General features: G+C 41.1%; 21 protein-coding genes. 9 read left to right on the top strand and 12 right to left on the bottom strand.

All coding sequences use genetic code 11. The features are described 5' to 3' along the window. Nucleotides 1-9: 9 nt before the first annotated feature. The gene (locus L0Z67_RS07410; protein WP_405128643.1) at nt 10-864 is read left to right on the top strand and encodes a DMT family transporter; all 855 of its coding nucleotides are present in this window, start codon (nt 10-12) and stop codon (nt 862-864) included. On the opposite strand, the gene L0Z67_RS07415 is transcribed toward L0Z67_RS07410, so the two are convergent. The 7 genes from L0Z67_RS07415 to L0Z67_RS07445 form a co-directional block, all read right to left on the bottom strand. Next, a complete protein-coding gene (locus tag L0Z67_RS07415) occupies nt 848-1540 on the bottom strand; it encodes a M15 family metallopeptidase (protein WP_237115144.1) in 693 nt (230 codons plus the stop codon). The genes L0Z67_RS07410 and L0Z67_RS07415 overlap by 17 nt on opposite strands. After that, nucleotides 1537-2667, bottom strand: a complete 1131-nt coding sequence (gene dapE / locus L0Z67_RS07420) for a succinyl-diaminopimelate desuccinylase (RefSeq protein WP_237115145.1) — start codon at nt 2665-2667, stop codon at nt 1537-1539. The genes L0Z67_RS07415 and dapE overlap by 4 nt, the downstream gene beginning before the upstream one ends. After that, nucleotides 2667-3011 (bottom strand): ArsC family reductase, encoded by a 345-nt coding sequence (locus tag L0Z67_RS07425; RefSeq protein ID WP_193988706.1) that lies wholly within the window; start codon nt 3009-3011, stop codon nt 2667-2669. Before L0Z67_RS07425 ends, dapE begins: the two co-directional genes overlap by 1 nt. Nucleotides 3012-3016: 5 nt before the next feature. Then, the gene (locus L0Z67_RS07430; RefSeq protein ID WP_193988707.1) at nt 3017-3514 is read right to left on the bottom strand and encodes a PTS glucose transporter subunit IIA; all 498 of its coding nucleotides are present in this window, start codon (nt 3512-3514) and stop codon (nt 3017-3019) included. Between the two features lie 4 nt (nt 3515-3518). Next, nucleotides 3519-3911: an ACT domain-containing protein gene (locus tag L0Z67_RS07435; RefSeq protein ID WP_062568902.1), complete on the bottom strand. Its 393-nt coding sequence runs from the start codon at nt 3909-3911 to the stop codon at nt 3519-3521. Nucleotides 3912-4138: 227 nt separating this feature from the next. Then, nucleotides 4139-6295, bottom strand: coding sequence for a phosphate acetyltransferase (pta, locus tag L0Z67_RS07440; protein WP_062568903.1), 2157 nt, complete (start codon nt 6293-6295; stop codon nt 4139-4141). Between the two features lie 3 nt (nt 6296-6298). Then, on the bottom strand, nt 6299-7513 hold the full coding sequence (locus L0Z67_RS07445; RefSeq protein WP_062568904.1) for an acetate kinase: 1215 nt from the start codon (nt 7511-7513) through the stop codon (nt 6299-6301). Between the two features lie 290 nt (nt 7514-7803). Here L0Z67_RS07445 and yfbV point away from each other — a divergent pair, with 290 nt between their 5' ends. Next, nucleotides 7804-8250, top strand: a complete 447-nt coding sequence (gene yfbV / locus L0Z67_RS07450) for a terminus macrodomain insulation protein YfbV (protein ID WP_062568905.1) — start codon at nt 7804-7806, stop codon at nt 8248-8250. Here the strand turns inward: yfbV and L0Z67_RS07455 are convergent. Genes L0Z67_RS07455 through xthA form a run of 3 tightly spaced genes read right to left on the bottom strand, consistent with a single transcriptional unit; the run spans nt 8247 to nt 10497 of the window. Continuing rightward, nucleotides 8247-9044 carry a putative RNA methyltransferase gene (locus tag L0Z67_RS07455; RefSeq protein ID WP_237115146.1) on the bottom strand — a complete coding sequence of 266 codons (798 nt, stop codon included), beginning with the start codon at nt 9042-9044 and terminating at the stop codon, nt 8247-8249. The genes yfbV and L0Z67_RS07455 overlap by 4 nt on opposite strands. Continuing rightward, nucleotides 9041-9691 carry an energy-coupling factor ABC transporter permease gene (locus tag L0Z67_RS07460; RefSeq protein WP_193988710.1) on the bottom strand — a complete coding sequence of 217 codons (651 nt, stop codon included), beginning with the start codon at nt 9689-9691 and terminating at the stop codon, nt 9041-9043. The genes L0Z67_RS07455 and L0Z67_RS07460 overlap by 4 nt, the downstream gene beginning before the upstream one ends. After that, the gene (gene xthA / locus L0Z67_RS07465) at nt 9688-10497 is read right to left on the bottom strand and encodes an exodeoxyribonuclease III (RefSeq protein ID WP_237115249.1); all 810 of its coding nucleotides are present in this window, start codon (nt 10495-10497) and stop codon (nt 9688-9690) included. The genes L0Z67_RS07460 and xthA overlap by 4 nt, the downstream gene beginning before the upstream one ends. 247 nt (nt 10498-10744) lie before the next feature. On the opposite strand from xthA, the gene L0Z67_RS07470 reads away from it, so the two are divergent. The 4 genes from L0Z67_RS07470 to rluB all read left to right on the top strand — a co-directional run bounded on the left by L0Z67_RS07470 (nt 10745) and on the right by rluB (nt 13497). Further along, nucleotides 10745-11179: an exonuclease III gene (locus L0Z67_RS07470; RefSeq protein WP_193988711.1), complete on the top strand. Its 435-nt coding sequence runs from the start codon at nt 10745-10747 to the stop codon at nt 11177-11179. Nucleotides 11180-11384: 205 nt separating this feature from the next. Further along, a complete protein-coding gene (locus L0Z67_RS07475) occupies nt 11385-11909 on the top strand; it encodes an EF-hand domain-containing protein (protein ID WP_062568910.1) in 525 nt (174 codons plus the stop codon). 128 nt (nt 11910-12037) lie between these two features. Further along, nucleotides 12038-12628 (top strand): SMC-Scp complex subunit ScpB, encoded by a 591-nt coding sequence (gene scpB / locus L0Z67_RS07480; RefSeq protein WP_237115147.1) that lies wholly within the window; start codon nt 12038-12040, stop codon nt 12626-12628. Beyond that, complete coding sequence (rluB, locus tag L0Z67_RS07485; RefSeq protein WP_062568912.1) at nt 12625-13497, top strand: 23S rRNA pseudouridine(2605) synthase RluB; 873 nt, start codon at nt 12625-12627, stop codon at nt 13495-13497. The genes scpB and rluB overlap by 4 nt, the downstream gene beginning before the upstream one ends. A gap of 73 nt (nt 13498-13570) precedes the next feature. Here the strand turns inward: rluB and L0Z67_RS07490 are convergent, their stop codons facing one another. Next, the gene (locus L0Z67_RS07490) at nt 13571-14314 is read right to left on the bottom strand and encodes a YciK family oxidoreductase (protein WP_062568913.1); all 744 of its coding nucleotides are present in this window, start codon (nt 14312-14314) and stop codon (nt 13571-13573) included. A 227-nt stretch (nt 14315-14541) separates the two neighbouring features. Here L0Z67_RS07490 and L0Z67_RS07495 point away from each other — a divergent pair, with 227 nt between their 5' ends. Together L0Z67_RS07495 and sohB are read left to right on the top strand one after the other, a co-directional pair. Next, entirely contained in the window at nt 14542-16974 is a 2433-nt protein-coding gene (locus L0Z67_RS07495) for a VolA/Pla-1 family phospholipase (RefSeq protein ID WP_237115148.1), read from the top strand. 101 nt (nt 16975-17075) lie between these two features. After that, nucleotides 17076-18092 carry a protease SohB gene (gene sohB, locus L0Z67_RS07500; RefSeq protein ID WP_062569396.1) on the top strand — a complete coding sequence of 339 codons (1017 nt, stop codon included), beginning with the start codon at nt 17076-17078 and terminating at the stop codon, nt 18090-18092. Between the two features lie 51 nt (nt 18093-18143). On the opposite strand, the gene L0Z67_RS07505 is transcribed toward sohB, so the two are convergent. Then, nucleotides 18144-19475 (bottom strand): dicarboxylate/amino acid:cation symporter, encoded by a 1332-nt coding sequence (locus tag L0Z67_RS07505; RefSeq protein WP_062568915.1) that lies wholly within the window; start codon nt 19473-19475, stop codon nt 18144-18146. 192 nt (nt 19476-19667) lie between these two features. On the opposite strand from L0Z67_RS07505, the gene L0Z67_RS07510 reads away from it, so the two are divergent. Next, nucleotides 19668-22658, top strand: a complete 2991-nt coding sequence (locus L0Z67_RS07510; protein WP_237115149.1) for a hypothetical protein — start codon at nt 19668-19670, stop codon at nt 22656-22658. Nucleotides 22659-22858: the final 200 nt, after the last annotated feature.

Here is a 22858-nt window from a genome sequence, read left to right on the forward strand (position 1 = left end):
AACTGAATTTTGTTTGCCACTATCTTATATACATTTTTAGCGCTCAGTGCCTTTGCTGCAAACTCACTATTATGTCGAATGGCATTGCACAGCGGGGACATTGACCCTTGGAGCTTTACAGCAATTAGGCTATTTAGTGGTGCCATCATGCTACTCTTACTTTTTAGCTGGCAAGTAAAAAGAGTGGCAAGCGACGAGCCTGTCGATAAAGGAAATAATATAAGTGCTGTAAGTTTGTTCATCTATGCCGTTTGTTTTTCAGTCGCTTACGTAGAACTTGATACTGGAACGGGGGCACTAATTTTGTTCTCGGCAGTACAGTTGACGATGATAGGCTACAGTATTTTCAATAAAGAGCGCTTATCGTTATTGCAGTGGGTTGCTTTAATTGTTGCATTCGCTGGATTCATTTACTTAATGTTACCTTCAGCAGCTGTCCCTTCTTTATTACCTGCCATCCTTATGACATTAAGTGGTGTGGCATGGGGAGTATATAGTATTCGCGGTAAACAATGTCGCGCTCCTTTACAAGCCACAACGTTTAACTTTTTAAGAAGCCTTATTTTTGTGCCCGCGCTTATTTTTGCCGCTTTTTTTCAATGGCCTTCTATCTCTTTCAGCGGTATCGCGCTTGCAGTTGCGTCTGGGGCGTTTGCATCTGGTGTGGGTTATAGTATTTGGTATTTGGCCCTACCAAAGCTAAAAAGTAGTCAAGCTGCTGTTGTGCAATTGACAGTGCCTGTACTTGCCATTGTTGCAGGAATGGTTTTTTTAAACGAACAAATTACATTGCAATTAATGGTAGCAAGCGCCCTTATTTTAGGCGCTGTATTGGTGTTTTTACTTACTAAAAAGCACGTTTAGGTTGGTTAATATTTGTTACGAAGCGCTCATACAGGCTGCTGAGGTTTTCTAGCACCGCATGTTTACCTGCAATTTCGCTGTTTGTAATTCTGTCTTTTAATGTGTTTAAGGATAAGTACTGCATCATCACTTGGGATTGTGTAATATGACTAATATGCCAAGGTTCTGGTGCAACACCTCCTTTATATTCTTGATAAGGGCGATAAAAACCATAGCGCTCGAGATTCTGCTCAAGCCAGTCGTTAAGCTCAGCAAATGGGCCATCACACGCGTATTCATCAGGTGTAAGCTGAAGCTGGTAGTCATCATTAATCGCATTTGCGTCGTAAATATCGAGATCGGTGCCAAAATGGTGTCTGCTTGCTCCTGGTAGAGCTGAATAAAGCATGATTGCATGGCACTTTTGTGTATCACTAAGACTCTGTAAGTCCAAAATTTTTTGATCAAGAGTATAAACAGGACGCAAAGCTTGAAATTTCGCATTCCAAATAGCGCTTTGACGCTGAAAATCGCGAAAGCTTGAGGCAATCGCAAGTTCAATACCTGCTTTTTTAGCTGCCTGTTGTAGCGCCAAAAAATCATCAACAATATCAACATGCAAACGATGTTTTTGTAGCTCGACTAAATGCGAACTACTTAACCCAGTTGCGCAAAGTGCTAATTCAGCCTGGTTCATGTTAGTAGTTGCTCTAAAATCGCTTCGTAGATATCTGCAAGTTGAATTAAATCATCTGTACTGACACACTCATCTACTTTATGAATCGTTTCGTTACGCGGGCCAAGCTCAATGACTTTGGCACCTGTTTGGGCGATAAAGCGGCCGTCAGATGTTCCACCTGTGGTTTCAAGCGCTGTGTCGCGCCCAGTTACCTGCTTAATAGCGCTTACTGTTGCATCAACCAGTGGACCATGATCGGTTAAAAACGGTAGTCCATTTACTATCCAATTGAGTTCGCAATTAAGGTCATGCTTTTCAACAATATCAACTACTCGTTGCTGAAGTTGCTGATGGGTAACTTCAGTGCTAAAGCGGAAGTTAAATTGAATTTCAAGCTCACCAGGGATCACATTACCAGCACCTGTGCCGCCATTAATATTTGAAACCTGAAAGCTTGTTGCAGGGAAAAACTCATTCCCCTGATCCCACTCGGTTTGACTCAACTCAGTTAAAGCAGGGGCAGCTAGGTGAATTGGGTTTTGCGCTAGGTGCGGGTAAGCAACATGGCCTTGCACACCTTTAACGGTTAAAAAGCCAGTTAAAGAACCACGACGACCATTTTTAACCACATCACCCAGCTCATCTCGTGACGATGGCTCGCCAACAAGGCACATATCAATTTTTTCTCCACGTGCTTCTAGGGTGTCGATCACACGCGTCGTGCCGTTGATAAATGGGCCTTCTTCATCAGAGGTAATTAAAAACGAAATTGAGCCTTTATGGTCTGGGTGCTTAGCCACAAAGCGTTCAGTAGCAATAACCATAGCGGCTAAAGAGCCTTTCATGTCGGCGGCACCACGACCATGTAGTATGCCGTCTTTTACCAGTGCTGAAAAAGGCGGGTGCTGCCAATTTTTTGCAGGGCCTGTGGGGACAACATCTGTGTGACCTGCAAAACAAAAGTGTGGTGATTCTTTACCTTTACGTGCCCATGTATTTAATGTGTCAGTGAAAAACAGCGACTCAATATTAAAGCCCAGCTTTTCAAGGCGCTCGTTCATTAACGCTTGGCAACCGGCATCTTCAGGCGTCACTGATTCACGCTGAATAAGTGCTTGAGCAAGTTCAATAACAGGGTGAGTCATTAGGCAAAAATCTCATCATATTGAGCTGCTTTAAAACCTAAATGGTATTGGCCGTTATGAACCAGTACAGGTCGCTTGATCATCGCAGGTTGTTCCACAAGCAATGCTAACGCAGATTCTTTATCTAAATTTTGTTTTTGTTCATCAGATAATTGACGGTATGTTGTACCACGTTTATTTACTAAATCCTGCCAATCAATATGCTGTGCAAATTCATTAATAAGCTCAGCAGTGATACCGTCTTTACGGTAGTCATGGAAAGTGAACTCCTGATTGTTATCAGATAAATATTTTTTCGCTTTTTTAATTGTATCGCAATTGCTGATACCGTACATGATAGTCATAAAATCTACTTTTTTGTCACAGTGAGTAATGTATCTACCCCAGCACTAACCTGAGATAGAGAGTAATATAAAGGGCCAAGCTGCTGGCTGTTAAGTACGCATAAGGTGGCAATCATAGGTGATGAAAGCTCACGTAAATCGAAATAAGCGAGCCGTTGACCTTGGCTTATCTTGCTGTCATTAAGCTTGGCAATTCTTGTGTGGTTGATATGTTCGCTCAACGATGAAAAATGTAAATTGATTAATATTTTCAGCCCATTTTTTGCCTGTAATATATATTCTTTTCCGGCATTTTTTACTTGCAGTAGGGTGCCATCAAAGGGAGCGACTATATTATGGCTGGTTAATTCAACGCTGATACTTGGCCCTAGAGTCGAAAATCTAAAAAAAGCCTCAGGGTGTTCGCTTATAGGTTTAACTCGGCCCGTGAATGGGCTTTTTATAGCCATCACTTGGTTTTTACGCAAGGCGCGTTGACTCTGATAGGTTACTTCTTTATTCATAAGACTATTTAGTATTTCCTAACACATGATAACCATCTTTTTTCAGTGCCGAAATTGCTTTTTCAATGCTGTGCTTTTTAACTAAAACATAATCTGTATCATAAGTTGAAAGAGCGAAAATAGAGATAGATGCTTTAGCAAGTACGCCAGAAATATTAGCCATTATACCTGTTAGAGAAAAGCCCAGCGGGCCAATGACTTCCAGTGCTTGCCAGTCGGTTTCAGCATCTAGGCTATCAATTGTAAAGCTGCTAGGGCAGACAATAGATAATTCATCAGCGGTCTTTGCAATAAAAAATATGCTTTCTTTAAGCAATGCAGGAGGGATAGTGGCATCGACATCAAGGCTATGAATGGTGAGCTCTGTACTATGAAGTTGCAGCGTTTGCTTTGACATCTGTGATCCTATCTATGAAGCCGATAATTAATAGTATACCCAAATCACTTAAAAATACGAGCTATCAACAAGAGATTAAATGTAATTAGGAAGCACGGGATTACGCCATTTAGATTTCCATTAATCTTGTCCACAGAATCTGTGGATAAATATGGGAATAGGTCAGTATAAAGAAGGTAATAGGCTAATTTATAACGATTTTATAAATCAGCCTAATTTTTGATGGGTTAGTTTTCTATGCTTTCAACTTGCTTAGCTTGAATCGCAGTAAGAGCAATGGTGTAAACGATATCGTCTACTAATGCACCACGGCTCAAGTCATTTACCGGCTTACGCATACCTTGCAGCATTGGGCCAATACTAATTAAATCGGCACTACGTTGAACGGCTTTATAAGTTGTATTACCGGTATTTAAATCAGGGAATACAAACACTGTTGCTTTACCTGCAACTGGGCTGTCAGGTGCTTTTTTGATTGCTACGTTTTCCATGATAGCGGCGTCGTATTGAAGTGGGCCGTCAATCACTAAGTCAGGGCGTTTTTGCTGGGCAAGTTTCGTGGCTTCACGCACTTTTTCCACATCCGCACCTGAGCCCGAAGTACCCGTACTATAGCTGATCATCGCTACGCGAGGCTCTATACCAAATGCGGCGGCTGAATCAGCTGATTGAATTGCAATATCGGCCAGTTGCTCTGCTGTTGGGTCTGGATTGATAGCACAGTCACCATAAACTAAAACTTGGTCAGGTAACAGCATAAAGAAGACTGACGATACTAACGACGAGCCCGGTGCCGTTTTAATTAACTGTAGCGGTGGGCGAATCGTATTTGCTGTAGTGTTAACAGCACCTGATACCAACCCATCTACTTTACCTTGTTCTAGCATCATGGTGCCGAGTACAACGTTATCAAGCAGTTGTTCTTGGGCAACCACTTCAGTTAAGCCTTTGTTTTTACGGATTTCGACCATAGGCGCGACGTAATCGTTGATGACATCACTAGGCTCAACAATGGTTACATTATCGTTAAGCTCAACACCTTGTTGTTCAGCAATACGTAAAATTTCTTCTTTGTCACCAAGTAGAATTGTTTTTGCAATACCACGTTGACCACAAATTGCCGCAGCTTTAATCGTGCGCGGCTCATTTCCTTCGGGTAATACTACAGTTTTATTCGCTTGACGGGCTTTATCGGTTAGTAAATAACGGAACGCGGGTGGTGACATTTTACGAGTACGGCCAACACTTTGTGCAAGGCTATCTAACCAGTCTGAATCAATGTGACTGGCGTTGTGATCTTTTACTTTATCGATACGTTGATCATCATCACAGGGTACTTCCATATTGAAATTATGCAGTAATAATGATGTGCGCCACGTATCTTCTTTTGTTGCAAGAATAGGCAGGCCCGTATCCATAGCTTGTTCGCATAATTTCATGATGCGATCTTCAGGCTTAAAGCCACCGGTTAATAAAATAGCCCCAATTTTTGTACCATTCATAGCAGATAAACAAGCGGCAACTAGAACATCAGAACGATCCCCTGGAGTTACTAGCAAGGCTCCTGGGGTAAAGTGACTTAAAATATTGGATACTGTACGGGCGCAGAAAGTCACGCGGCGCAAACGACGGTGAGCCATGTCGCCTTCGTTAATAACTTCGGCCTTTAAGTATTCACACAAATCACGGACACGCGGTGCAACGAGATCGAAATCCCATGGGATTGACCCTAATAACTTAAATGGGTGCTTTCTGAAAATAGGCAGTGATGCTAAACGGTTTAATTCGTTTTCAAGTTGTTCAGGCTCATGGGCTTCAACAAGGTCAGCACGGGCTCGACCTTCGTCATCGAGAGGTGCATTCACTTTATTGAAAATACAACCTAACACACGAGGGTGATTAACACCGCCATAATTACCTGCAGCAATTTCTAAACGGTCTTCAATTTGGTCATTGCTATCGTTACTTGGTGTTAGAACAAAAACAATATCAGCACCGAGTGTTTGCGCGATCTCACGGTTTACACGTCCCGCATAAGGCTGGCGACGTGTTGGCACCATACCTTCGATAATAGCAATTTCGTCTTCTTTGATGGTGTTTTCAAAGCGCTCTACGATTTCTTCTAGTAAGTCGTCGCCTTTACCGTCACCAATCATTTGTTCAGCATAGCCAAGATCGAATGGTGTAGGTGGATTAATTGGCGAGCCATGGGTGACAATTTGCGTTGATTTCTCGGGGCCTGTATCGCCAGAGCGCGGCTGCGCAATAGGTTTGAAAAAGTTTACTTTAAGTGCTTTTTGCTCAAGCGCACGCACTAAACCAACAGAAACAGATGTTAAACCAACCCCAGTTGAAATAGGGATCAACATAATTCTACGTGCCATTACTTAAGCCTCCTTCGCAATACGGGCCGCATCATTGGCAATTACCCATTCTTCGTTAGTAGGGATCACAAACGCTTTAGCATGCGCTTGTCCTTTTGAGATTAAGCCTTCTTTACCAAAGCGCGCAGCTAAGTTCGCAGTTTCATCACACTCAAGACCTAAAAAGCCTAAATGAGTGATTACTTTGTCGCGAATGATATCTGAGTTTTCACCGATGCCACCAGTAAAAATAAGCGCATCAAGGCGTTGTAGAGGCACCAAGAATGCAGCAATTTGTTTTGCTAAGCGGTAGCAGAAAATATCGAGGGCAAGATTTGCCTGTGGATGGCCTTCAACAGCGGCTTCTTCGATAGTGCGACAGTCATTTGATAATTCACTAATGCCTAACAAGCCACTTTGCTTATTAAGTAAGTCATCAATTTCTTGCACTGAATAATTAAGTTGCTGAGTTAAGAAGGTGAATAAGCCAGGGTCGATGCTACCGCTTCGGGTACCCATCACTAAGCCTTCAAGCGGTGTAAGGCCCATACTGGTATCAACGCTTTTACCATCTTTAATCGCACACACTGAACAACCATTACCTAAATGCGCACTGATCACATTGGTTTGCTCGCGTTCTTTGCCAAGTAATTTTGCTGCTTCGCCGGCAACATAATAATGGCTTGTACCATGAAAACCATAGCGCCTTACGCCATGCTCTTTATAAAGCGCGTAAGGTAGGGCGTATAAGTAAGCAATATTTGGCATGGTTTGATGAAACGCCGTATCAAATACGGCAATTTGCGGCAGCGATGAAAAGGCTTGCATTGCAGTACGAATACCTAATAAATTAGCTGGATTATGAAGTGGCGCGAGGGTCGCTGTTTTTTCAATCTCTGTTAATACGTTATCATCAATTAATACTGACTCAGTAAAATGTTCACCGCCATGCACAACCCGATGCCCCACGGCAACTAAGTTATCTTCAAGGCCCAAGCTTTTGACTAAGTTAACAAGTTTATTTATTGCAGCATCATGGGCTTGACCCTTTGCCAATTCAACATGTTGTTTTTCACCTTTATATTTATATTTGATTGAAGGCGTGTCAGAACCAAGGCGTTCAGCTAAACCTGAAATAACTTCGTCAGAAGTGGTGGCATCTAAAATGGCAAATTTTAAACTTGAACTACCACAGTTCAGTACTAAAACATGTTGTGGTGAGCAAAGGGGCGTTGGCATAGCTAGGTCCTAAAAGTACGATATCAGTCAGTGTGTATTAAGGCTTGATAATTAGAATTCTTTGCCAGTATAGTAAATAAGTATTTTGTTGCTACACTTAACAAAGCTAGGCTGTAATTATACTAAAGTCTGGTTGACTTAAGCCGATAACATTTTATCTCATTTAGACTTTAAACGTTAGTCCGATTAACATTAATTTGGTATAAAAACGAGGACAGGTTTTGCAGGGATTGTATCCGGGAGTGTGTTACACTCGGTTGTGAAACAAGATGAAAACCCTAGGAGTGATGATGCAAAAGAGTGTCATGTCACAAGTGCAAACAGGTCGTCAATACGCTAAAAAATGGCCAATGCGACAAGAGCTCGCCCCCATGTTTGCTGAATTTAGAGTGATCAAAGCCACAGATCTGGCAATTACAGTGATGCCAATTTTGGCTATGCTGACTGTTTTTATGCAAGTTAACTATTTAGGTAGTGATTATTTCCCGCAAGCAATTACTATCGCGCTATTCTTTTTGTCACTACCGTTTCAAGGTTTATTGTGGCTAGGCCGCCGTGCAGAAACCCGATTAGAGCCAGCGATGCTAAGTTGGTACACCGAGCTGCACAGTAAAATGAAAGCACATGGTTATCAGTCACAATTAACGACTGAAAAACCACGCTATTCAGATTTAGCTCAACTATTAAAAGATATGTTCGAAAAAATGGATAAAGCCTTCACAAAAGAACATTTCTAATCGCGAATATACTGGCTCACATAAAAAGATAACGTTATTTTTTGTGGGCCTTGTTGCTCTATTTGCTGCCAATGCTCTGGGCGAAATTTCCAGGCAAACGGCGTCATCATAATTAAATGTTTAATCTCTTCGACAGACAACAGCACCTGTTGCTCTAATAATGTTGTCGATTCTTTGCTGAAGCCAGCTGGTGGTTCTATCTCTGTATGTGGTTTTACATCAGCATAAATAAATGCTTTTAATTCTTTAAGGTGCCAAGGGCCAGGGCTTGCAACAATTAAGCTTGCTTGCGGTTTGGCAAGGCGGGCAAGTTCTTGTGCAAATAAAGGGGCAAACACACTAACCAGCACGTCTGCTTTGGCATCTGCAAAAGGGGCTTGGCTAATCGACGCGACACTAAAATGCGCACTTTCATACCACTTAGCGGCGTATTTTACCGCAGGTTTCGAAATATCAACACCATACACTTCGGCACTCGATTGCGCTGCAATTGCTTGGGTATAGAAGCCTTCACCACAGCCTAAATCAATCACTGAATTTGGTGTCAGTGATGCCACGAGTTCAGCTAAAGCTTGCTGTAAAAAACCATAATGCCCCGCATTTAAAAACTCGCGTCGCGCTTGCACCATTTCAAGGTTATCGCCCGGTTGTTTCGACTTTTTATTTTGTACGGGCAGTAAATTGACATAACCCTCTTTGGCGATATCAAAGCTGTGGTTATTGTTACAGCGGTAAGTTTTATCCTTGAGTGTAAGCTCAAGTTTGCAAAGCGGGCAGTGATAGTGAAGACTCATGAGTCTAAATAGTCCTTATCATAAAAGGTTTTAACCCAATGAGGGCGATAGGTAATCATTAAGGTAATAGCCATGCCATTGAGCATTGCTTCAGGAAACCAAATTATCGCACATAGAATGAGGTAGTTTTCTGAAATCTCAATAAAACTGTAATCACCAAGCAAGTAATAAAGCACACCACTGGTGAGTATTTTAATACAGGCGATAACAGCAGCGGTTAAAAACGCGCATAAAAAGATATAAATAAAAAAATGTCTTGGTAAGTAGGTATAACAAAGCACAAAACACAAATAGCTCAACGTAATTGGTAAAAAAGCAGTAAACAGTAAATGCACGGGCAATAAAGCCATAGGCAACTGAGCAACTAGTACCAACAGTAAACTTGCAAGGGCACTTGCAAAAATGGCTAATCGCCAACCTAAAATCAGGGTCACAGCAGTAACCCCTAAAATATGCAATTCAAGGCCTGGCAATATCCCCGCTTTAATGCGCCACAGTACTGCAAGTACCAAAGCACAGGCGAGCACACCAACTTGTCTTATTGGCGTTGCCAATAATTGCGATGCGCTTTGTTTATCAAAACTTAGCCAAAGTATTAAAGCCACACAGCTCCATAAAGGGAGCTGCCATTGCATAGTGTCTATCATGCGTTAAATGTTGACCATATTGGCGCATGATCAGAAGGTTTTTCGATACCACGTAATTCGTAATCGATACCAGACTCAACACAACGCTCAGCAAGGGCTGGAGTTGCTAAAATTACATCGATACGTAGGCCTCGGTTGTCATCAAAACCTTTTGAGCGGTAATCAAACCACGAGTATTGTTCAACTTTTTCAGGGTAAAGTTCACGGAAGGTATCTTTAAAGCCCCAGTTTAATAATGTACTTAACCATTCACGCTCTTCTGGTTGAAAAGAGCACTTACCAGTCTTTAACCAGCGTTTGCGGTTTGGTTCACCAATACCAATGTCGAGATCAGTAGGTGAAATATTAATGTCGCCCATCACAATAACATCTTCCTCAGGCGTGTGATTGACTTCTAAGTGGGTCATTAAATCTTTATAGAACTGACGTTTGTAAGGGAATTTAATTTCGTGAGCAATATTATCGCCCTGTGGAAAGTAACCATTCATAACAGTTAAGTCACGGCCATTCTGTTGGGTTACAGTCACGCTGATCATACGACGTTGCGACTCGTCTGTATCAGTTGCAAAGCCTTTCATTACCGATTTAGGTTCTTGTTTACATAACATTGCCACGCCGTAATGGGCTTTTTGACCGTGAAAATAAACGTGATAACCCATTTTTTGCACGTCTTCGAGTGGGAAAGCTTCATCATGAACTTTGATTTCTTGTAAGCCAATGATATCTGGTTGATGTTTATCTATCACCGCTTGTAGTTGATGTAAGCGAGCGCGAAGTCCATTTATGTTGAACGAGATAACCTTCATCATGCACCTTAGTTTATTTTTCTTTAAAGGAAGTAACGTAATTCTACCATCAAATGTGGCGCTATTCATGAGCAAAGAAAGAAAAATGCACTGTTTAAATGTTGATCAATTGAGGGTTTAGTTAAACGCATTGTTAACTCGATATTAATTAAAATATTAAATAATATATTTAATTGATTTGTTCTTTTTTGTTTATATAATGCGCGCAGATTAACCGTTCAAATTATGTACACTTAAAAGGTAAACCATGAAAAAACAATTAGTGATGCTTTCACTTGCATGTATCTCATTTGGCTCATTGGCAAGCAATCCACAATATTTCTCAGCTGATAATCGTATTGAATCTAAGTTATGTAGTCTGAGTGCAAACGAAGGGTTTACCGCTGCACGTAAAGAAGCGACAAAGCATGGTATTGCGATGTCGCGTTTTTCTAAAAGTATTGAGTGTAATGGTGTCGACATTCGTGACATTGCTAAAAAAGCAGAGTCACAAAAAGCGACTTCGAAAGTATCAGTTGAAGTTTTTGCTAAAAATGAGCAAAAAGAAACGCAACTTTGCATCACAGCACTTAAGCAAGGTTTGACACCTGTACGTGAAAAAATTGGTAACTTAAATACCTTAAAATGTAACGGTGAAGCAGTAACAGAGTTCGTTAAGCGTTACCAAAACGCGGCTATTTAATCGGTATGTTAAACTTATTTGTAAAAAGCGCTCTTTGGAGCGCTTTTTTTATGAAAAAATTACAGTAAGTATGAAAAGCTTGCTAAATCATAGTCTTAACCACAACTTAACTGCTTTCTAAGTGCTTGATTTTAGGCTGTAAGGTGTTTTGGCATTCAACTTGTATTAGTCCAAGCGAATCTAATCGACTACAAGGAAATGTCTTATGAACAAGTTAACTCTAGCATCAACAATTTTAGCGGCTCTTAGTCTTTCAGCATGCTCTGCAAGCAACTCTTTAGCAAAAATAGACAGCGATTTTGGCAGTTTAGATAATGATAACGATGGTTACATCTCTAAAACAGAAGCAGATGATGATGCAATTTGGGCACATTTTTCAAATATCGATACTAATATGGATGAACAAATCAGCCGAAGTGAGTTTAATGCTTACATGCAGCTTAATACGGGTAAAGTTGCGGAAGATAGCGAAGTCTCTGAGTCGGCGTTTAAAGCTGAAATAGCTCAATTTGATCCTATCGAAAATGATTTTAAATCCTTAGATAACGATAAAAATGGTTATATCTCGGTTGAAGAGGCTGATGATGACGATATTGCCAACCATTTTGGGTATATGGATACTAATAAGGACAAGCGCGTAAGCCGTAATGAGTTTATTAGCTACATCACTGAACATGGTAGTGATGTTGCTGAAGATGACGCATTAGACATGGTTAAAAAAAGCTCGTAATTTAGCTCAAATATAAACATTGTTTGGAGCCAGTGTATTACACTGGCTTTTTTTGTAATAATTTTTCCAACCTAGCAAGACTTCTGTCATAATAGAGCGTTAGTGATTTAAATGACCTATAGTAACCCATGGCCGCAAAACGTATTAATGATGAACAGTTAGTCGAAATCATAGAAGCCGCGATTTTTGTAGCAGGTAAACCTTTATCTAAACGTCATTTAAAAGAGACAGTATTGGCTGATTTAAGCGTTTCTATGGCACGCATTAATAATGCAATTGAAAACATTCAAACCCATTATCAAACACGCGGCATAAAATTGGTTGAAGTTGGCAGCGGTTATCGATTTCAGGCCTGCGCAAGCTTAGCACCATGGCTTGCAAATCTTTGGCAAGAGCGCGCACCTAAATACTCAAGAGCACTATTAGAAACATTATCTTTGATTGCCTACAGGCAACCCATTACGCGTGGTGAAATCGAACAAGTACGAGGGGTTACTGTCGGCTCAGGGATTATTAAAACCTTATTAGAAAGAGAGTGGATAAGGGTTGTAGGCCACAAAGAGGTACCAGGACGTCCGGCTTTGTATGCTACAACATCCGCTTTCTTAGACTATTTTTCATTAGCTGGTTTAGATGAATTACCACCCTTACCTGAATTACAGGAAAGTAAAATTAACCAGCTTTTGAGCGATCCTTCTGTGAGAGAACTATCTGAATGAGTAATGTAGAAACTGAAAAGTTACAAAAAGTATTGGCCCGTGCTGGTGTGGGCTCACGTCGTGAGATGGAAAAATACATTGATGCAAATCGAGTAAGTGTCAATGGCAAAGTGGCTCGTTTGGGCGATCGTGTTGAAGCAACTGATGTAATTCGTGTTGATGGACATGTAGTAAAAGTTGAAGATAAAGCTGACCGGATTTGTCGTGTGCTTATGTATAACAAGCCAGAAGGCGAGTTATGTACTCGCAAAGATCCTGAAGGTCGCCGTACTGTGTTCGATCGTCTCCCTAAAGTAGATGGTGAGCGTTGGATTGCTGTAGGTCGACTGGATATTAATACCGCTGGATTAATGTTGTTTACCAATGATGGTGAGCTTGCTAATCGCCTTATGCATCCCAGCTATGAAGTAGAGCGCGAATATTCTGCACGGGTATTTGGTGAAGTAACGAATGAGACCTTACGTAACTTAACCAAAGGGGTTGAACTGGATGATGGACCTGCGAAATTTTTAAATATTAAACCATTAGGTGGTGAAGGAATAAATCGTTGGTTTAATGTTACCTTAACCGAGGGACGCAACCGCGAAGTTCGTCGTTTATGGCAATCACAAGATGTGGAAGTATCTCGTCTTATTCGTATTCGTTACGGTAAGTTAGAGCTAGATAAACGCTTGCCTCAAGGTGGGTGGGCAGAGCTTGATTTGGATACAGTTAACTATTTGCGTAAAACTGTTCAATTGGGTCGTGAAACGCAAACAAAATTATCAGTTATACCTGAAAAGCGTAAAGAAAAACGGGCCAAGATAAACCAAATTCGTAAAGCTGTTAAAAAGCATAATCAACGCGTTAAGCAGCCTAAGCGTCGTTAGATACTAGAAAATAAAAAACCTTACTCGAGAGTAAGGTTTTTTATTGGTTAATCATTCGTCAACAGCACAAAAGTTATTTTTGTTGCGCATCTAAAGATTGACCATTGATATCTTTTGAGTCATCACTCATTAGATAAAGGTAAGTAGGCATAAGATCCTCAGGGGTTGCTAACTTATCTTTATCTTCTCCTGGATAGGCTGATGCACGCATAGACGTACGCGTCGCGCCTGGGTTAATGCAGTTAATGCGGATATTTGTTTTTTCTACTTCACAAGCCCATGTTTGCATCATGCCTTCTACTGCAAACTTTGAAATAGCATATGCACCCCAAAATTCGCGACCTTGGCGACCTACACCTGAAGAGGTAAAAATAACCGATGCGCTAGGTGATTTTCTTAAAATAGGGAACATGTACTTAGTGATAAGTGCCTGTGCGGTAACATTAACCTTCATGATGTTTTCAAATGTTGACACGCAGAAGTGCTCAAGCGGACCAAGCGAACCTAGAATACCTGCATTGTTTACTAAGCCATCAAGTTTGCCGAATTGCTGTTCGATTGTTGCAGCAAGGTCACGATAGTTTTGTTTTGTAGCACCTTTAAGATCCATTGGAACAATCGCTGGCTGAGGGCCGCCTGCATTAACGATTTCATCGTAAACAGCTTCTAGTTTGCTGGTTGTTTTACCAAGCAAAATGATCGTAGCACCATGTTTTGCATAGGTTAAGGCTGCTACGCGACCAATGCCATCACCAGCACCAGTAATTAAAATAACTTTGTCTTTTAGCGCGTTTTCTGCGGCTTTGTAATTGTGCATAAAAGTACCATCGGTTAAATTTTTCCATATTTTACCATAGCAAAAAGCCAAGTTATCGAATTTATTGCAAATTAAGGTGGCGAAAATTAAAACTTTACGTTAACTTTAACTGGTCTAATGTCTTATTAATAACCTAATTACATTAAATTAACTTAACTAAAGGTATCTTTTTAGCTACTTTTAAATATGAACACACAATAACAATAAGATTTTCGCGGAGCGATATTATGAAAAAAATGCTACTTTCACTGGCCGTTGCAACAGCCATTACAGGTTGCGGTGGAGGAGAAACATTAGAAGATGTAAAAAATGACAATCCCCCCATTGTGCCAACCGCGACAGTTAAGTTTGACCCTGCTAATGGTGTTATCTCTGTACCCAACGATTTACTCATGAGTGGCACACTTGATGGCACGCTTAATATTCCTGGTGAACTTGATGAGAATAATGTGAGCGTAGAGCGTGCTGCCTATGCCGATCCACAGTTAGCATTAGGTGCACTAGATGGTTGGTCTACACAAACTCCGTTTAAAATCGATCTTACTTTTCCTGCGGGTGTTAGCTTAGATGCTACATCTGCTGCCTCACCTGGCGCAGTGCGCATTTTTGAAGTCGTTATGGGAGCCAGCCAAACGGATGAAGCATGCTCACAAGTACCTGCAGGTATTGCCTGTAAATTAGTGTCAGAGCTCACATTTGGTGTCGATTTTATTACCCAAGGCTCTGGTGATGCTGTGGCTGTTATACCATTGAAACCGTTTAAAGCAGGTAGTAGCTACATCAATGTTTTAACAACCTCGCTAATGGACTCAGAAGGTCGCTCAATTGAGCCATCATCTACTTATGCGTTGGTTAGTGAAGAAACAACCCTTATTACAGACGCACAAAAATCGTTACAAGCGGTCATCAATAGTTATGAAAACGCTGTAACATCAGGTGGTGCAATTTCTAAAGATGAAATCATTTTTAGTGCGGCTATGACCATGCAGTCGGCAGGTCAAGTACTTGGTACAGTCAAACAATTACTAGCAGCAAGTTTAACGCAAGCGGCTTTACCAAGACCAACGGTACAAATTCCTGAGCAACCAGTGATTACTGTTGAACAAGTATTTGCATCACAAGGGGTAACAGGTTTATCACCTGCTTTTGCTGGGGTTCAGTATCAAAAAGGCAGTGTAATGCTACCTATGTACCTTGCAACACCAACAGGCACTGAGGTAAGTGATTTAGCTGCGACATACTGGCAAGGTATGTGTGACAGCGGTGTAGCGGTACTTGGCTACGCCTCTTCAGCAGGTGCATCGTTCCCGACAGATCCAATTAGTGAAAATGATGCATTATGTATGGCGCTCAGTGGCGGTAAGTTACGTGACCTAGGCCTTGACCAAACTAAGCACTTAACTAAATACAATACAATCCCTAAAACGCAAAGCATTGCGAATGTACCGGTGCAAATTACTAAGCCTATTTTACCCGTCATTAACTTTGTTCGAAGCCAAATTGGTCTAGATGCTTTGGTAATGCCTGAAGGTGGCTGGCCGGTAGTGATTCTTCAGCACGGTATTACGTCTAAGAAAGAAGATATGTTAGCAATCACTGCTCAGCTTTCTATCCAAGGTTTTGCAACGGCTGCTATCGACCACCCAATGCATGGTGAGCGTGGTGTTGATGTAAATGGAGATGGTGTTGACGACTTCAACGCATCAACGGGTTCCGTACTCAGTTACATGAATTTGCAGTCTTTACTTGTAGCACGTGACAGCTTACGTCAATCAGTTGCTGATTTATTGGGTTTACGCTTAGGTTTAAACTTTTCTGGTGCGACTGATTTAAACACTCAAGATGTGTCATTCGTAGGACATTCACTAGGTTCAGTTGTTGCGCCTGCTTTTGTTGCAGTGACGAATAATCCTCTTGATCCTCAGGTTGACCCACTTTTCAATGTGAAGAGTGTTGCACTTGCCAGTGGCGGTGGTGGTATTGCAAGTTTCTTAATTGATTCGGCAACGTTTGGCCCATTCGTGCAAGGTTCGGTGTTACTTGCTGCTGGCATTAGTGAGTCTGCAGAATTTAGCTCGTACTTACAAAATGAAGCTGTGTCTAACTGTGGCACGCTAGCAGCAGATCAAACCGCTTATGTCAGTTGTGGTTACAAAGAGTACATTGGCTCGTTAACAATGGCAGGGGAAACAGCAAAACTAGCAAATATTCAAGGGGTAGTAACACAGTTTGCTTTTGCGGCACAGACAGCCCTTGATAGTGGTGATCCTTCTAATTACGCAGCATCAGTTGCGGCACTTGGCACGCCAACATATATGAGTGTCGTTGTTGGTGATGGCGCTAACAATAAGCCTGACCAAGTTATTCCACCTATGGTAGCTTCTAACCCTATCGCAGGCAGTTTACCACTTGCTAACTTGATGGGCTTAGCAACAGTGGCTCAATCTCAGGGGCCAACAGCGGAGCCTATGAGCTATGTTGTGAAATTTACTAAGGGTCATCACAGTTCGGTATTAACGCCTGTGGCTACGCCTGATTCAGGCGCTACTGCACAGGAAAGTGCAGCTGCAACGTCTGAAATGCAATTGCAAATAGCCACTTTCTTAGCGAGCCGTGGTCAGTACTTGCAAGTCACTAATACCGATGTAGTCACTGACTAAAAACTAAATTAACCAATTAAGTAAAAAGCCACATCATGTGGCTTTTTTTTATGAAAAAGCATGTTAAATTGTGGCGAACTAACATTAAGTGGAGAATTTGTTTGGAATTTTTATACGAATATGGGCTGTTTTTCGCCAAAACCATCACCTTTGTTATTGCCATAGCAATCATTGTCGCAATTGCAGTTGGCGCAGCAGCAAAGCCAAAATCGAAAAAGGGCGAAATACAAATAGATGACTTGAGTGAGCAGCTTGAAGATCTAAAACAGAGCTTTATTGAGAACACTCTTTCAAAAAAGGAGCTCAAAGCGCATTTAAAACAGCAAAAAGCGAAGAGCAAAAAAACCTCAAGTGATGAGAAAAAAGCTCGGCTGTATGTCATCGACTTCAATGGCAGTGTTGATGCCCATGAGGTAGACAGCTTACGTGAAGAAATTACAGCAATTCTTACTATTGCTGACAAAGAAAAAGATAAAGTACTCGTTCGCTTAGAAAGCGGTGGTGGGGTTGTTCATGGTTATGGCTTGGCTGCGTCGCAATTACAACGCCTTCGTAATGCAGGAATTCACCTAACGATAGCCATAGATAAAGTTGCTGCCAGTGGTGGTTATATGATGGCATGTGTGGCGAATGAAATTGTTGCAGCTCCTTTTGCTATTGTTGGCTCTATTGGAGTGATAGCCCAAATACCTAACTTTAATAAAATACTGAAAAAGAATGATGTTGAGTTCGAACAAATTACTGCGGGTGAATATAAGCGCACACTAACATTATTTGGCGAAAACACAGACAAAGGGCGCGAAAAGTTTAAAGAGGAAATAGAGCAAACTCATGGCTTATTCAAAACTTTTGTTAGCGAGCAACGACCTTCACTTGACATAGATACAGTTGCAACAGGCGAACATTGGTTTGCTACTCAAGCCTTTGATAAAGGGCTTGTTGATAGAATAGATACCAGTGATGATATCCTCTTAAGTCAGGCGAGTGAGCGTCAGATTTACAAAGTGAAATACACAATCAAAAAGAACTTAAGTGATAAGCTGGCGATCGGTTTGAGTACAAGTATCAGTAAGGCTGGAGTTAATTTAGTATCGCGTTTTAAAGGAATGAACCCTTAACGAAAAACGATAAAAAACCCGCATTAATATGCGGGTTTTTCAATGGTGAATCTAGTTTATAGACTTATGATAATCTTCTAAGTCTTTAGCCGCATCAGGGTCATTAAATACATCTTCGTCTAATTGCCCTTCAGACTTTGCAACAACACATGTCACCATACAGTCACCTGTCACGTTAACCGCGGTGCGTGTCATATCAAGTAAACGGTCCACACCAATAATGATTGCAATCCCTTCAACAGGAAGTCCAACTTGGTTTAATACCATGGCTAACATAATCAAACCAACGCCTGGTACACCTGCAGTGCCCACTGACGCAAGTGTTGCCGTTAGAATAACCATTAAGTAATCAGAAATAGATAAGTCGACAGCGAAAACTTGAGAGATGAACACAGTCGCAACACCTTGCATGATAGCCGTACCATCCATGTTGATGGTTGCACCTAATGGGATTGTGAAAGATGCAACTGAGTTATGTGCGCCTAGTTTTTTATTCGCTGTCTCTAAAGTGATAGGCATTGTCGCACTTGAACTTGAGGTACTGAAAGCAAATAAACATGCATTTTTCATTTTCTTCAAGAAAGTTACAGGGCTAAGGCCCGTTAATACTTTGAGAAGGATACTGTAGTTAACTAAGCCATGGATAAATAAGGCTAACACAACAATACTAAAGTAAAGAGCGAGGCTTTTAATTAGTTTCAAATCAATAGTGGTGAATAGTTTCGCCATTAAGAAGAAAACACCATACGGTGCAATATTCATTAATAAAGTCACTAGTTTCAAGATAACGGTATTTAAGTCTTCAAATACGCTCGCGACACGTTTTCCTGCTTTCCCACTAAGAGCCATTGCAATACCAAATAATAATGCAAATACAATAACTTGGAGCATGTTGCCACTGGCCATCGCATCAATAGGGTTAGTCGGAAACATGCCAATGATCACTTGAGCCAGTGTTGGCGCTTCTTTTGCACTGTAATTAGCATCCGATGGTAGGTTAATACCTTCACCTGGGTTAAATATCAATGCCAGTGTAATTGCGACAGTAATAGCGATAGCAGTGGTAAATAAATACAGCAAGATTGATTTTCCACCTAAGCGGCCAAGCTTTTTAGGGTCACTTAAGCTACATGTACCACATACAAGTGAGACAAATACTAAAGGCACAACGAGCATCTTTAAACTAGCAATGAATATTTGCCCACCAACGTGAAAAATACCATCGACAAAAAATGCTTTAATAGGCAAAGAGAATAACCCTAATGGGATAAGGAAATCGTCTTCACCCGCTAAAATTGCCTGAAAAATAAAACCTACTACTACACCTAGCACCATACCAATCATGATGCGAGATGTGAGACTCAATGAACGGACTTTTGACATACACCTAATCTATATTTTTATAAATTTTGCCATAGCCTACCAGCATGTAAATTTTTATACAGAAAAAATCGCTAAATATTGAAATTAATTCGTCCTGAATTGAATAAAAAATTATGATATTCGTTCAGGTTTTAGGTTAATATTAGGTAAACAACAAATTAAGTATAGAAATAGCTAACTAGGGAGAGGTCGATGCCTTTAATGCGATGGCTGAGTATTATAGTTTTTAGCTCATTATTAGCCGCTTGTGGCGGTGGTGGTTCACTAGAAAAAGACGGCGGGTCTTTAGATGGTTCAGAAACGGTAGAGCCAGGGGTTGTAGAAAACGTAACCTTGAGCTTATCAATCCGTGATGTTAACGGTTTGGAATTCACAGCCGACAACCCTGTTAGTAAAGAAAACAAAGGGACTGTAACGGCAACCTTACTTGACTCAGGTACACCTCTAAATGGTCAACTAATTTCATTTACAACGAATTTTACAGGCAGAATAACGCCTGTTCTTGGTACAGCTCTAACAAACAGTAGTGGTGAAGCGTCTGTTACATTGAGCAGTGGTGATTCAAAAGGGGCTGGACAAGTGCTTGCCAGCTATATGGATGACAATGGTGAAACAATCACGCAAGTTGCTGGTTTTATATCAAATGGTGATGATGCATCAACTGAATTGGCTCAGTATTCAGTCTCGGTTTCATTGCTAACCGGCTGTAACCCTTCATGGGATGAAAATAGAAACAACGTTAGGTTAGACCCAACTTCACAAGCATCTGGTTGTACTGTCTCTAATTCTATTTCTTCTGCTGAGCTAGGTGATTTATTCGTTGCAGTCACGGACGAGCAAAGTGGTGATGGCGTTGCGAACGCACTTGTTGATGTAACGACTGATCTAGGTTCAGTTCTTCCTTCATCTGGCAGAGCATTAACAGATAACTTTGGTATTGCACTGCTTAAATTACAACCGGGTAATACTGGCGGAGCAGGAACTATTTCAGTGTCGTCTTTGGATGAATCAGCGAATATTAACTTTGCTGTTGGTATTGCTGATCTTACTTTGGATGTAGATAACGGCTTAAACTTTGATGGCAATGGTAACGTAATACCGTTAAAAGCAGGGGGGAGTACTGTTATAGAAGTAACTCTTCGTGATGAAGAAGGAAACTTATACACCACACCAACAGATGTAGAGTTTAGTTCTACGTGCGTTGCGAGCAACGACTCAACGATAGATGCTTCAGTAAAATCATCTGGGGGTATTGCTAGTTCTACTTATAGAGCAAATGGTTGTTCAATTGATGATGTGGTAAATATCACCGTTGAAACAGGCGGTAAAAACTTTACGGCCTCAACGACGATTCCTGTTGAGGTATCTGCTGTGCAATCGATTCAATTTATTGATGTATCTGAACCCGTCATTGCACTTCCTCCGGGTGAAGGCGGTTTACCAACTCAATCTGTGGTGCGTTTTCGCTTACTTGATGCCGATGGCATTGTATCACCGCAGCAGCGTATTGATTTTAAATTAACTGACTCAGTTGGCTTAGCAAAGCTTACACAGCGCAGTGCTAACACAGATAATAATGGTGTAGTACAAACTACGATTACATCGGGTATTGTGCCAGGGCCGCTTGTTGTTAAAGCATGTTTTGTATCAAAAGAGGATGTTGCCGCTTTACCAGAAGGCGATGATTTATCATGTTGGACTGATGAAGTAGAACTTTGTAGCACAGAGCCTAGTAACGAAATCTGCCCTGATGGAACGCTTCATTTAGTTCCACTGGCTGAGCAAATTAATGCTGTTTCATCACAACTCGCATTGTACTCAGGGGTGACTGATCAAAATAGCTTTGACCTTAGCCCGACTGTATTTAACCCTAACGCACTTAACTATAATGGTATAACAATTCCATTAACCGTGTATTTTGGTGACCAATTTAATCAGTTTAATAGTGACGGAGTTGAAGCAACGGTACTCACAGAGTCAGGTGTTATCGGTCCGCAAAATCGTGAAGCTGTTTGTCGCACCAATAATGCTTTGTGTGAAATTACATGGCGCTCGCAAGGTGAAAGACCTTTTTATGATTATAAATGGGGCAATCGCATTGGTGAAATCGACGGCAACTCTGCAACGAGAGAGGGTTTTAACCCGAAAACAAACGAAATTAACTGCGACCCTTACTTTGGTAATGCAGCGCCATGTATCGGTACTTTATTGCGAGCTAAAAATGATCCTGAAGGGGTTGTGCGCGGAGGCCGAACAAGTATTCTTGCTGTCGCAAAAGGGCAAGAAAACTTTGAGGACGAAGAAACGACAGCTGATGTAACTCGTCGTAATGGTTTGTTTGATATTGGTGAATATTACGCTTTATATGATTTACCAGAAGCTTTCAACGACCATAACGAAAACAACAGCTTCGATAAGGCCAATTGTAGCGATGCTAATCGTGAAGACTATGACGCTGATTCAGACCCATGTTCAGAGAAAAACTCGCGCGGTGGGCATAACGAAACATGGCGCGATCTTAACAACAATGGTGTTTACGACAATGCGGACGGTAAGTACAATGGTTTGCTATGTAGCGAAGCTGCATTTAACGCAGGGCAGTGTACGCGCGAGTTAATAGAGGTTCGCCGACAAATCGAACTTGTCATGTCAGGTGATGAACCGTATGTACGTTTTGCAGTTTTAAAATCGGATGATGTTGTGTCACCGCCTTTTGAAGTTTTAGTCCCTGCTGACTGTTCAGATTCTTTGGCTGGTCAGTTTGAAGTCTCTGATGCACCACAGTGGTGTGATGTTGCAGAGCTTGATTTATCTGTTGCTGCGCGTCCGAATCCAGACTTTGATGCGAACGACCCTAATGAAACTGACCCTGAAACGCTCGATATTGGCTTAGCTGGTATTAATATTCGTATCTATTATAGTGATGAATTTGGCAATCCGTTACCTGCAGGCACACGCGTTTCGATTTCTGCTAATAATGGTGACTTTTCTATTATTCAGCATCAAGAGTCGATTCCTAGCACTAATCGCGATACAACTATGTATTCGGATGTCAGAATTGCGCGAGAAACGGATGGTAACCAAGATCAAGATGGCGTTCTAACGATAACGTTTGAGTTTGAAAACCAGCTTGGTGGAAGCAAAACTGTCAGTAAATCAATTGCAATTTTTGATGACAGATAATCTTTCGTTTTAAGATAATTTTTAAAAAATGCCAGCCATAAGGTTGGCATTTTTGTTGCTGTTCTATATATTCCCCATAAAAATACCGCAAAATGCTAATTTGTCTAAAATAGCAACAAAAATTGTTTAATTATTCAGTCAATATCGAAAAGTTTCGATTAAAAGCTTGTAACAATTGGTGTTTGTAGATATACCTATAA

Source organism: Pseudoalteromonas sp. PB2-1, from assembly GCF_045040605.1.
In the GTDB taxonomy this organism is placed as follows: domain Bacteria; phylum Pseudomonadota; class Gammaproteobacteria; order Enterobacterales; family Alteromonadaceae; genus Pseudoalteromonas; species Pseudoalteromonas arabiensis.

Coding starts and splice junctions, on each gene's coding strand:
- L0Z67_RS07415 (WP_237115144.1), bottom strand. CDS start 1,540: ATGAACCAGGCTGAATTAGCACTTTGCGCAACTGGGTTAAGTAGTTCG.
- dapE (WP_237115145.1), bottom strand. CDS start 2,667: ATGACTCACCCTGTTATTGAACTTGCTCAAGCACTTATTCAGCGTGAA.
- L0Z67_RS07425 (WP_193988706.1), bottom strand. CDS start 3,011: ATGACTATCATGTACGGTATCAGCAATTGCGATACAATTAAAAAAGCG.
- L0Z67_RS07430 (WP_193988707.1), bottom strand. CDS start 3,514: ATGAATAAAGAAGTAACCTATCAGAGTCAACGCGCCTTGCGTAAAAAC.
- L0Z67_RS07435 (WP_062568902.1), bottom strand. CDS start 3,911: ATGTCAAAGCAAACGCTGCAACTTCATAGTACAGAGCTCACCATTCAT.
- pta (WP_062568903.1), bottom strand. CDS start 6,295: ATGGCACGTAGAATTATGTTGATCCCTATTTCAACTGGGGTTGGTTTA.
- L0Z67_RS07445 (WP_062568904.1), bottom strand. CDS start 7,513: ATGCCAACGCCCCTTTGCTCACCACAACATGTTTTAGTACTGAACTGT.
- yfbV (WP_062568905.1), top strand. CDS start 7,804: ATGCAAAAGAGTGTCATGTCACAAGTGCAAACAGGTCGTCAATACGCT.
- L0Z67_RS07455 (WP_237115146.1), bottom strand. CDS start 9,044: ATGAGTCTTCACTATCACTGCCCGCTTTGCAAACTTGAGCTTACACTC.
- L0Z67_RS07460 (WP_193988710.1), bottom strand. CDS start 9,691: ATGATAGACACTATGCAATGGCAGCTCCCTTTATGGAGCTGTGTGGCT.
- xthA (WP_237115249.1), bottom strand. CDS start 10,497: ATGAAGGTTATCTCGTTCAACATAAATGGACTTCGCGCTCGCTTACAT.
- L0Z67_RS07470 (WP_193988711.1), top strand. CDS start 10,745: ATGAAAAAACAATTAGTGATGCTTTCACTTGCATGTATCTCATTTGGC.
- L0Z67_RS07475 (WP_062568910.1), top strand. CDS start 11,385: ATGAACAAGTTAACTCTAGCATCAACAATTTTAGCGGCTCTTAGTCTT.
- scpB (WP_237115147.1), top strand. CDS start 12,038: ATGGCCGCAAAACGTATTAATGATGAACAGTTAGTCGAAATCATAGAA.
- rluB (WP_062568912.1), top strand. CDS start 12,625: ATGAGTAATGTAGAAACTGAAAAGTTACAAAAAGTATTGGCCCGTGCT.
- L0Z67_RS07490 (WP_062568913.1), bottom strand. CDS start 14,314: ATGCACAATTACAAAGCCGCAGAAAACGCGCTAAAAGACAAAGTTATT.
- L0Z67_RS07495 (WP_237115148.1), top strand. CDS start 14,542: ATGAAAAAAATGCTACTTTCACTGGCCGTTGCAACAGCCATTACAGGT.
- L0Z67_RS07505 (WP_062568915.1), bottom strand. CDS start 19,475: ATGTCAAAAGTCCGTTCATTGAGTCTCACATCTCGCATCATGATTGGT.
- L0Z67_RS07510 (WP_237115149.1), top strand. CDS start 19,668: ATGCCTTTAATGCGATGGCTGAGTATTATAGTTTTTAGCTCATTATTA.